6 protein-coding genes are annotated in these 9,211 nt (G+C 47.6%); 4 read left to right on the top strand and 2 right to left on the bottom strand.

What is annotated here, in order from left to right; genetic code table 11:
- Positions 1–67 precede the first annotated feature (67 nt).
- Complete coding sequence (locus tag NG833_RS07690) at positions 68–535, top strand: phosphate-starvation-inducible PsiE family protein (protein ID WP_254564714.1); 468 nt, start codon at positions 68–70, stop codon at positions 533–535.
- Positions 536–562: 27 nt separating this feature from the next.
- Here the strand turns inward: NG833_RS07690 and NG833_RS07695 are convergent, their stop codons facing one another.
- Positions 563–1,921: a methyl-accepting chemotaxis protein gene (locus NG833_RS07695; RefSeq protein WP_254564715.1), complete on the bottom strand. Its 1,359-nt coding sequence runs from the start codon at positions 1,919–1,921 to the stop codon at positions 563–565.
- A gap of 863 nt (positions 1,922–2,784) precedes the next feature.
- Positions 2,785–4,437 carry a hydroxylamine reductase gene (gene hcp / locus NG833_RS07700; protein ID WP_254564716.1) on the bottom strand — a complete coding sequence of 551 codons (1,653 nt, stop codon included), beginning with the start codon at positions 4,435–4,437 and terminating at the stop codon, positions 2,785–2,787.
- A 434-nt stretch (positions 4,438–4,871) separates the two neighbouring features.
- Between hcp and NG833_RS07705 the strand changes: the two genes are divergently transcribed.
- The 3 genes from NG833_RS07705 (at position 4,872) to NG833_RS07715 (ending at position 9,034) form a co-directional block, all read left to right on the top strand.
- Positions 4,872–5,570 (top strand): Crp/Fnr family transcriptional regulator, encoded by a 699-nt coding sequence (locus tag NG833_RS07705; RefSeq protein ID WP_254564717.1) that lies wholly within the window; start codon positions 4,872–4,874, stop codon positions 5,568–5,570.
- Positions 5,571–6,254: 684 nt separating this feature from the next.
- Positions 6,255–7,952 (top strand): NB-ARC domain-containing protein, encoded by a 1,698-nt coding sequence (locus NG833_RS07710; protein ID WP_254564718.1) that lies wholly within the window; start codon positions 6,255–6,257, stop codon positions 7,950–7,952.
- Positions 7,953–8,110: 158 nt separating this feature from the next.
- On the top strand, positions 8,111–9,034 hold the full coding sequence (locus tag NG833_RS07715) for a serine/threonine-protein kinase (protein WP_254564719.1): 924 nt from the start codon (positions 8,111–8,113) through the stop codon (positions 9,032–9,034).
- Positions 9,035–9,211: the final 177 nt, after the last annotated feature.

The raw sequence follows: 9,211 nt of genomic DNA on the forward strand, positions 1-9,211 counted from the left end.
CGCTGGCGGATGAGCGCCGGTACCCCCCTGGTGGCTGTGCGGAGTTCTTTTATTTTTACGTTAAACGATGAGACGCTTGAGAAGATGGTATTACCGAATTAGCGATGGATTTAGAGATGAAAATTTTGTTCATATTACCGAACAAATTCAGATTGCGATCGCCAAAGTCTTGTCAATTTTAATGATTCTAATCATTTTAGTTGCGGTGGCTGACTTGATTGTATTTTTAACTCAAGTCTTGCTGACTGAACCTGTGGGCTTTTTAACAAATACATTATTTGAAATATTTGGCTTGTTCCTGAATGTTCTGATTTCTATGGAAATTTTAGAGAATATTACAGCCTATATGAAAAAACATACGGTGCAAGTGGAACTGGTGATTGTCACATCTCTGGTTGCTGTTGCCCGAAAAATTATTATTTTTGACCTAGAAAAATATTCAGAATTTGCCTTACTGGGTTTAGCTGTTGCCATTTTTGCCCTATCGATTAGTTACTGGATTGTTCGCAGTCTCAACTCTAACTCACGAGTCTGAATCTGAAGATACACCCCGGCAGTTTTGCTAAACCATTGTCTTTAAACTCCATGCTGCTTGATTGAGTTGCTGCATTCCCAGTTTGGTTTGACCGATACCATTCACGGTTTCTTTCGTCCCATTGTTGATAGAATCCATTGCTTCAACCACTTGCTGAATGGCGTTGGCTTGTTCCTGTGCACTCAAAGAAATGCGGGCGTTGCGGGTGAAAATTTCATCAATGGCATCGGCAACGGATTGAAAGGCTGCCGTCATCTTCTGGATACTTTCCACAGATTGTTCTACCTTTTTACTTCCTTCTTGGGTTACCTGTAAGGTGGAACTCATCGCAGCTTGAATATCAGCAACCAACTGTTGAATTTCTTCGGCAGATTTTTTACTGTGGTTGGCAAGCTGACGAATTTCAGCCGCTACAATCGTAAATCCCTTGCCATCAATTCCGGTACGTTTGGCTTCTATGGCTGCATTTAAGGCTAAAAGATTTGTTTGATTCGCCATGCGACTGACCATATTAGAAATGGTTTCAATACGTCGGATGCGTTCTTTAAAGTCAGTAATTTTATGATAAATTGCACTAGAATTATTTTGCACAGTTGCCATTTCTTCTAACAGGTCATGGACGGTTTTACCTCCTTCTACGGCTAAATTCATGACAGCCGAAGCGGCTTCTTTTGCGGCGATCGCCTCCTGGGCGGACTCCGCTGAACTGTGACGAATATGGGTGGTGGTGTTGGTGGTTTGATGGACAGAAGCCGCTTGCATGGAAACCACCAATTCCTGTTGGGTGACGATCGCCGCTATCTCGGTACAAGAGGAGGCGATCGCCACAATCGCTTTTTTGATTTGAGACTGGAGAATATGGGTGACCCAACAAATCCCTACTAATACGGCCAAATTTAATAAAAACAAAGTAATTTGACTGACTTGAGTTAACTGAACTTTCCCCTTGGCAAAATCTTCAGCCGCAAATACAGCCGCATTGGACAATTCAAAAAATAATTCACTCTCTTCCAGGAGAATCTCATCTCCCTGGGGTGCAGTTCTATGCTCTTGAATGATGGCTTTCAGGGTAAACCACCCGGTTTGAACTGCCTGCATTTTCTGTAAAAAATTGGGGTCGGTTGCTGGCGGAAGTTTTAAATCGCGATCGCCTTCAATCAATCCCTGGATGATTCGCTCAATTTCATTGATTAAATCATCTTCTTCCACATCAGCCAGTTCTAACTTAACCAATCTCTGGCCCGCACCTCGGATAATTCCGGCATGATTCACCACTCGACCATCATCACTCATGCGATTAATCAAATAAGAAACCGATGCCACATTAATAAAAGAAGACGTAAATAGAGCAACGGCTGCAACAATTAACTGGGTCGTAGTTTTCATAATTTCGTGATTTAACGGAGTCTATGGGATGGCTTGGAGCTTCTCGACTCTTCCCCTATCGGGATGCATCAGAGTTCCCCCCAATTACTTTGCCAACCCTAACATTTTCTCGAAAAATTCACGAGGGCATTTTCGCGTAGGTAACTCTCCCTAAATTTAACTAAAAAAAAGCCCGGTTTATCAACCAGATGGGTTAAATTTTCAAGAATATAAAAAGCCCGCAGGCTTAAGCCTGGGGCTATACGGACAAAGCCCGCCTGCGCGGGCTCCTCTCTAAACATGACTTGAGACAACCCGATTTGGAAGAAGTCCACAGAAAAAGCCCGCAGGCTCAAGCCTGGGGCTATACGAACAAAGCCCGCCTGCGCGGGCTCCTCTATAAAAATGACTTTTCATACCCAATCCGGGTGGTAAAGGTCGGTTTTCTCTTCAGCCTGCGTAGGCACCGCTTCGTCTGTGTAGCCCCAGGCTTAAGCCTGCGGGTTTTTATAGACTTTTGAAAACCGAATTGGATACCCTACCCAGATTGGGAATAAGAAAAAGCCCGCAGGCTCAAGCCTGGGGCTATACGAACAAAGCCCGCCTGCGCGGGCTCCTCTATAAAAATGACTTTTCATACCCCATCCGGGTGGTAAAGGTCGGTTTTCTCTTCAGCCTGCGTAGGCACCGCTTCGTCCGTGTAGCCCCAGGCTTAAGCCTGCGGGTTTTTATAGACCAGATTATGCCTCGACTTCAGCCTGCGTAGGCACCGCTTCGTCCGTGTAGCCCCAGGCTTGAGCCTGCGGGCTTTTATTTCAGCCTGCGTAGGCACCGCTTCGTCCGTGTAGCCCCAGGCTTAAGCCTGCGGGTTTTTATAGACCTTATTATGCCTCGACAGTCGTCCCTAAACAGGCGGCTAAATCTTCCTCGGGAGTGCCGATCGCCTTGAGATTATAAGTCTGGGAAAGCAACTCAAACACATTCGGAGAAATAAATGCAGGCAGGGTTGGCCCTAAGCGAATATTTTTAATTCCCAAATGGAACAGCGTCAGCAAAATCGAGACTGCTTTTTGTTCATACCATGACAAAATCATCGACAATGGCAGTTCATTTACTCCCACCCCAAAGGCATTGGCTAAAGCTAGGGTAATTTGCACGGCTGAATAAGCATCATTACATTGACCCACATCCATCAAGCGCGGAATTCCACCAATGTCTCCGAGTTCCTTATCAAAGAACCGGAATTTGCCACAAGCTAGGGTGAGCACAACGCAGTCTTCAGGGACTTTTTCCACGAATTCGGTGTAATAGTTGCGGCTGGGTTTGGCCCCATCGCAACCGCCGACGAGGAAGAAGTGGCGAATATCTCCCCGTTTGACGGCGGCGATTACTTCATCGGCAACACCCAAGACGGCATTCCGGGCAAATCCGGTGGTGACTTGGCGGGGGTCGGTGTTATCGGTAAATCCTGGCATGGATAAGCTACAGGCGATCGCATCGCTAAAGTCGCGGTTTTCAATATGGGCCAATCCGGGCCAACCTACAGGGCCACAGGTGAACACTCTATTAATATAGGTGTTGTGGGGTGGCATCAGGCAGTTGGTGGTCATGACGATCGCCCCTGGGAATTTCGCAAATTCGCGGGTTTGATTTTGCCATGCGGTCCCATAATGACCATACAGATGGGGATATTTCTGCTTGAGTCCCGGATACCCATGCGCGGGCAGCATTTCCCCGTGGGTATAAACAGAGATTCCCTGATTCGCGGTTTGTTTAAGCAGTTCCTCTAGGTCCTTGAGATCATGACCCGAGACGAGAATCGCTTTACCCGGTTGGGTTCCCAGGGGAACACGGGTGGGGACAGGATGACCATAGTTGCCCGTATTTCCGGCATCGAGGAGTTCCATCGCCAAGAGGTTGATTTCCCCGACTTTTAAGGCCATTTGTACCCAGTCTTCTAGGGTCAAATCCACGGCGTCAAGTCCAGCTAAGGCTTCATGACAGAAAGCATAGAGGCGATCGTCTTCCTGTCCCAGTTCTTGGGCATGGTAGGCATAGGCGGCGATGCCTTTGAGTCCATAAATAATGGTCAGTTTGAGGGAGAAAATATCAACATCTTGGGCGGATTTGGAGATAAATCCATATTCTACATCTCGACCTTGTTGGACTAATTGATCGAGGGTGGGGGCGGGTTCCAAGGTGGCGGGACCTTCGGGAAAACGGACCTCGGGGGCGACAGCTTGCAGTTGCGCTTTCAATCCATCCCGCAGGGCGATCGCCTGATGGATATAGTGAACAAAACTTTCGGGGTCGAAGTTGACGTTGGTGAGGGTGGAAAAGAGGGTTTCGCAGGTGAAGCGATCGGCTTGGCGGTTAATAATTCCTTGTTTCCGGGCGGCGATCGCCACTTGTCCAAGTCCGCGCAATAAATGGGTTAATAAATCTTGCAGGGCATCCACTTCGGGACTTTTACCACAGGCACCCCATTGATAACAGGCTTCTCCACCGGCAGTTTGTTCGCATTGGCTGCAATACATGATCTTACCTCTCGGTCGCTTTCGTCTTGTTATCTCTACTGTAAGTTGGCCCTCGGGGAATGTCTTTGACTTAAGTCAAAGAAAGCCAGATTTATACTCGATTCGGTTCTCATCTCAGATTGAGGCGGATTTGAAGCATTGATTCTAATTGGCACAGGCGATTCTCGAATCGCCCCTACAGGGATAGAGATCAGGGCTCATATCAAGTTTGCTAGATTAACGTGAAAAACTATTTTCCCCTCTCCCCCATTTCCCCCTCTTCTCCCCCATCTCCCCCATCTCCCCCATCTCCCTCTTCTCCCCCTTCCCTTGAAGGGAAGGGGGTTGGGGGGTTAGGTCCGGTGGGTGTGAGTTTTTCTCAACCCCATTCTGGATCAGCCCGTTTTGCCGGTACAATCAAATCAATGAGTTGATCCAGTCCTGGAAATCCCCTCTTGAAAGACCAATCTTTTGATAAACCCGCATTTCTTGCCCAAACTGCCCTGTTTCAGAGTTTACCCCCAGACCAGCATCAGGCCCTTGCCCAGATTGCGATCGGGCAATCCTATCAAAAAGCAGAGGTGTTGTTTTGGGAGGGCGATGATGAAAGAGTTGGTTTTTTCATCGTGATTTCGGGTCGAGTTAAAGTGTTTAAACAATCTCCCTTAGGCAAAGAGCAGATTTTGCAAATCTTTGGTCCGGGTCAGCATTTTGCGGAGGTGCCTGCTTTTGATGGTCAACCGTTTCCCGCTTCTGCTGCTGCCCTAGAGTCCACTCAGGTGTTATTCTTTCCCCGGTCTGCATTGGTGGCCTTGATGCAAGCTCATCCCAATATTGCCATAACTTTGTTAGGAATTTTTGCCCGTCATCTGCGTTGGTTGGCTCATGTGGTGGAAGATTTGTCGTTGAAGGATGTCCCGCAACGCTTGGCTGCTTATCTTCTGTACTTAAGTGATTCACCCCAGGGTACTTTGGAACAAGTGGAATTGGATATTACGAAAGGGCAATTGGCTGCTTTTTTGGGGACGATTCCGGAGACGCTTTCTCGGGTGTTTGCGAAACTCAGCAGTGAGGGGGTTTTGGAGATTGAGGGGGCGCGGATTCGCTTGTTAGATTTGGCCCGATTGCGGGCTTTAGGGGGAATGTCGGAGTGAGGGTGAGGGGTGATGTTGCCCGGATAGAGTCTTTATACCTGGAGTTGGGGAAAATACAAAGCATAGTTCACCCTCTGGTTTCCGCTGGGGTTGGGGAATTGGGGATGCCTGACGGGCAGGCGATCGCAATCGGCGATCGCAAGTTTTGTCACTTTTTGTTGCGTGAGTTGATTTTTTCTATGCCTTGTGTTAAAATTTATGGCTTTTTGTCTAAGTATATATTCTGTTCTCCATTGGGATTAACAAACAGTTGCTCTTGTCCCGATTGTCTTCAAAGGGCGGGAGAACTGGGGGTGTCCAATGCGGCATGGGGATATTTTCCGAACCCCTGAGTTAGAGGGAGGTGAGGGGATGAAAATTTTTATCTTTCTAGGGTGCATTTTTTTCCAGGATGAGTGAAATATCTGGGAGGCACTTGATTTTTTATTCAAAGTGCTGATGCATAATCGATAAAATATTGTCAAGTAGCTAAAGAAATAAACAGCCCGAACAGACGCTCTAGCACCGTCCAAACCACGAGGGGAGAGGGGTTAGAACATTGATTGCTAGGGTGAAAGGGCGATCGCCATCGGTACAAGACTCAATCCGTTAAAAATTTTTGACTCGATCGCCGAAGCGGGCAACAAATCGTTAGAAACACAGTATAATGAAAAACGTTGTATCGTTTGTAAAGATTTAGAAACCTTGACTAACCAAATTCCCCCCGAATTTTTAACCGCAGTCGCGAAAGAACGCGGCGTTTCCGATGCTGAGTTAGAAACCGTCATGATGGCACTTGACGGCAATTCCACCGCCGCGATCGCCACGATCCTAGGGATCAGCAATATTGCGGTTCGCAAACGACTCGGCGAAGTCTACAGAAAATTTAGCATTTACGGGCGCGGTCCGGGCAAATTGGCCGAATTGCGGCATCAGCTATTCTATCAATACCAAGCCCAAGAAACAGAAGCACCAGCACCCACAAAAACCAAAGGGAAAGCCAAAGCCGAACCGGCTACAACTTCCCGCAAAAAAGCTGAACCGGCAGCAGCAGCCGAACCTTCTACCGAAGTCGTCTCTACCGGAAGTCGCAGCCAAGATTGGGGTGAATCGCCGGATGTATCCCAATTTTACGGACGCACCGAAGAACTTAAAATCCTAGAAGAATTAATTATCGATGAAAGCTCTCGGTTAGTCACCCTTTTAGGCATGACAGGTATTGGCAAAACCGTACTTTCCGTACAAATTGCTAAACAACTTGAAAGCGAGTTTGAGTTCGTGGTGTGGCGGTCCCTTGCTGCAACCCCCAAACTCGAAGACTTGTTAGGGAACCTGCTGCAAACCCTTTCTACCCAAAAGAAACCGGATATTCCCGATGATCTCAGCGGCAGAATCTTACGCCTGCTAGACTTGCTGAAAAAGAATCGCTGCCTGATCATCTTAGACGATATCGATGCCTTGCTCCAAGGGGATGAACTCGCCGGGAATTATCGTCCAGGATTTGAAAACTATCGCGATTTCATCAAACGGATTGCCCAAACCAATCATCAAAGCTGTTTCGTCCTGGTTACCACGGAAGAACCCGCTGAAATTGCCTTGTTGCATGGGGAAAAAGTCCAGACCCTGCAACCGATGGATTCCCACGAAATCGCCCGGGAAATCTTTGCCGATAAAGGAGTGGCCCCCACGGAAAAAGAGTGGGGTGAAATGGTTAAACGCTATGGAGATAATCTCTTAGGGTATAAAGTTGTTGCCACAACCATTAAAGAATTCTTTAATGGAAATACCGCCACTTTCCTCAAAGCGACCGAGTTGTTTATCGAAGATACGCTGACTCAGTTACTAGAGCAGCATTTCGGGCGCTTATCTCCCTCAGAAGAAGAAATCTTGTACTGGTTGGCGATCGCCAAGACTCCGGTTACTCTCTCCGGCTTGCGCGAGGATATGTTATTATCCGTATCCCTCTCGGATATGCTCAAAAACCTCGATTCCTTGGATCGCCGCGCCTTAATCGAAAAACAGGAAACAGCCAGCGACATTTTCTTCACCTTACAACCGTTGATGATGAAGTTTGTCACCACTAAATTAGTGGAAAATGCCTGTGAAGAGATTAAAGAGTTGGTGAAAACTCAAAAACTCTCAAGTTTAAGAATTTTAATCCAACATAATCTCGGCGCAGTGCAAACTACCGGCAAAAAAGGCAAAGCTGCCGCCGCTCAGAAACCCCAAATGGTGCAACAAATTAAAAACCAGTTGCAACTTTTCGTGATGCGAAGTGGGGGATATGATGAGTTGATTGCTCAACTCGAAGCCATTGCTGGAAAACTCGAAGATAAAACCCAAATGGATGTGGGATATGCCAGCGCTAACCTTCGTAACTTGCTTGCGATTATGGCGGGTTAAACTGGGTTTTCCCTAGGCGATCGCCTAGAGTTCCCAATCCAATTCGGGGAAATTTGGCTTAAGGTAGACAGCTTTTCACAAAAAAATGCTTTCACCGTTGCAAAAAAGCCAAGTTTCCCCTCGCTCATCTTCGAGCCAATCATATTCTAAAATGGGTTGTGAGTTACTGTATTAATCCCAACTGCATCCAGCGGGAAAACCCCGATACCGAGAGTCACTGCGGCAACTGCGGTTCTCCCTTACTGATTGGCGATCGCTATCGCATCAAAACCCCCTTGCGAGACCCCAATCCCGCTTATCCCTGCGATATCTATGAAGTTCAGGATTGGGGAGAACAGGAATGGGGAACCCCCAAAGTGATGAAAGTCCTTAAATTTACCACTCAACCTGATTTTGTCCGCTTGTTTAAACAAGAGGCACGAGTCTTGATCTGGTTGCGACATCCGGGGATTCCCCTGGTAGAACCGGGGGGATATTTTATCCTCACCCTGGGCGATCGCAAATCCCTCCAGGGGTTCGTCATGGAAAAAAAAGCCGGAAAAACCCTAGAACAACTGATTGAGCAACAAGGTCCTATTTCCGAAACCGTTGCTGGCAACTGGTTAGCCCAGTTGATGGACATCATCGGCACAATTCATCACGAAGGGGTGGTGCATCGAGATATTAAACCCAGCAATCTGATTCTCACACCCGATGGACAAGTGCAACTGATTGATTTTGGCAGTGTCGCCGATCGCCACAATCGAAGTACCCGGGTGGGAACCTCCGGTTATGCACCCCCGGAACAACTCCTCGGGGATACCCAACCCCAATCGGATTTTTTCGCGATCGCCCGGACTTTTTTATATGCCTTAACTGGATTAACCCCCCTCGACTTTCCCGAAACCCCTCAAGGACAGCTCATCTGGTGCAGTCACCTTCCGCACCTCTCTCCTGAGTTAGCACAGTTACTCGATGACTTGATGGCACCCGACTGGCACAGTCGCCCCCAAACGGCACAAGCTATTTTAACCCGTTTAAAGTCATGGGAGATTTCGGCACCCCCTCCTCATCCGTCAGGGTCAGCGCAATCCCCCAACTGAACATCTCCCTCATATAGGACTATAGGAAGTCCTACATAGGGGATTGCAAAATATAAATCCTCCAAACGTTCAACTGAAAGGAAGGTATGTGTCGGAGTAAATGCTTGCGCCCTCCGGAGGGCGCAAGCATTTACTCCGACATTGACGGGGCTACTCTGTTGATCTACAAACGAACGT

Source organism: Oscillatoria sp. HE19RPO (genome assembly GCF_024220515.1).
Lineage (GTDB): Bacteria > Cyanobacteriota > Cyanobacteriia > Cyanobacteriales > Laspinemataceae > Laspinema.

Coding starts and splice junctions, on each gene's coding strand:
- NG833_RS07690 (WP_254564714.1), top strand. CDS start 68: ATGAGACGCTTGAGAAGATGGTATTACCGAATTAGCGATGGATTTAGA.
- NG833_RS07695 (WP_254564715.1), bottom strand. CDS start 1,921: ATGAAAACTACGACCCAGTTAATTGTTGCAGCCGTTGCTCTATTTACG.
- hcp (WP_254564716.1), bottom strand. CDS start 4,437: ATGTATTGCAGCCAATGCGAACAAACTGCCGGTGGAGAAGCCTGTTAT.